The organism is Microbacterium sp. (assembly GCF_031988965.1).
Taxonomy (GTDB): domain Bacteria; phylum Actinomycetota; class Actinomycetes; order Actinomycetales; family Microbacteriaceae; genus Microbacterium.
On the sequence record NZ_DALZXX010000281.1, the window covers coordinates 1 to 1524 of the forward strand.

Below are 1524 nucleotides of genomic sequence, written 5' to 3' on the forward strand. Positions count from 1 at the left end.
GTCGAGCTCGACCTGCTTCGCGATGCGGGGCTCGTGACGCTGCTGCAGCCGGCGGAGTTCGGCGGCGGCGGTGCGCACTGGGAGACGGCGTTCCTCGTCATCCGCATCCTGTCGCGCGCCGACGCCTCGGTGGCGCAGGTGCTTGCCTACCACTACATCAACTCGGGCAACATCGGCTTCGCCGCCGATCCCGCGGCGCAGGACGAGTGGCACCGCAAAACCGTCGAGGGTCGCTGGGTGTGGGGTGATTCGGTGAACCCCACCGACCCCGATCTCGAGCTGACCGCCGATGGCGAGGAGTACCGTCTCAACGGACTGAAGCGCTTCTCGACCGGCGCCTCCGCCGGCGACGTGGTGCTCGCCGCCGCCGCCGTGCGCGGAGGCGACCTCGACGGCACTGTGCAGCTCGTGGTGCTCGATCACGACCGCGACGGCATCCGCTATCTCGGCGACTGGGATGCCCTCGGACAGCGTCTGTCGGCGAGCGGATCCGTGAACTTCGAGAACGTGCGGGTCTCCCCCGCCGACGTGCTCGGCGAACTGGGCGACGAGCCGTTCTCGACGCTCATCACCCCCGGCATCCAGCTCGCCTTCGGCAACCTCTACCTCGGCGTCGCCGAGGGTGCGCTCGCCCGCGGACTCGACATCGTGCGCTCCCGTCCGCGGGCCTGGTTCCTCAGCCAGGCCGACACCTACCGCGATGATCCGTTCGTGCAGCGCGTGGTCGGCGAGTTCGCCGCCCGCATCGCCGCCGTCGAAGCACTGGCGGACCGCGCCGGGCGCCTGTTCGACGAGGTCGTCGACGAAGGCGACCGGGTCACGGCCGAGCGCCGAGGCGAGCTCGCGATCGAGATCGCGAAGGTCAAGGTCGTCTCGACCGAGGTCGGCCTCGAGGTCGCGGATCGCATCTTCGAGATCACCGGGTCGAGCTCAGCCCGCGCCGATGTGGGGCTGGATCTGTTCTGGCGGAACATCCGCACCCATTCGCTGCACGACCCGATCGACTACAAGAAGCTCGAGGTCGGCGCGTGGACGCTGAACGGCGAGCTCCAGCCGATCTCGCTGTACACCTGAGGGCCGTGCACCTGATGAGCGAGCAGACGCAGCGGCTCGAGGCCGCCCGAGCGAGATTCCGCCCGATCTTCGACGAGATCGCGACGGGGACGATCACCCGTGAGCAGAACCACGAGCTGCCGCATGCCGAGGTGGACGCGCTGCGCGACGCCGGATTCGGCAGGGTCCGATTGCCGATCGACGACGGTGGGTTCGGCCTGGACTGGCCGTCGTTCGCCGAGCTTCTCATCGAGCTCGCTGCGGCCGACTCGAACCTGCCGCAGATCTTCCGCGGGCACATCGCCTACGTCGAGCACGTGCTGGCGGCAGCCCCGAGCGCGCGCCGCTCGCGGTGGCTGCGGCGCATCGCCGGCGGTGAGTTGATCGGCAACGCCTGGTCCGAGACGGGCGCGGCGGCTGTCGGCACGAGCGAGACGCGCGTGACCCGTCGGGCCGACGGCACCTGGCGGG

At 70.1% G+C, this 1524-nt stretch carries 2 protein-coding genes; both read left to right on the forward strand.

Features of this window, described 5'->3' with window-relative positions; translation table 11 throughout:
- A partial coding sequence (locus tag RTM68_RS18735) for an acyl-CoA dehydrogenase family protein (RefSeq protein WP_312173835.1) occupies positions 1-1074 on the forward strand: 1074 nt, incomplete at its 5' end.
- A gap of 14 nt (positions 1075-1088) precedes the next feature.
- Positions 1089-1524, forward strand: a 436-nt coding sequence (locus tag RTM68_RS18740; protein ID WP_312173837.1) for an acyl-CoA dehydrogenase family protein, incomplete at its 3' end; no start/stop codon positions are given.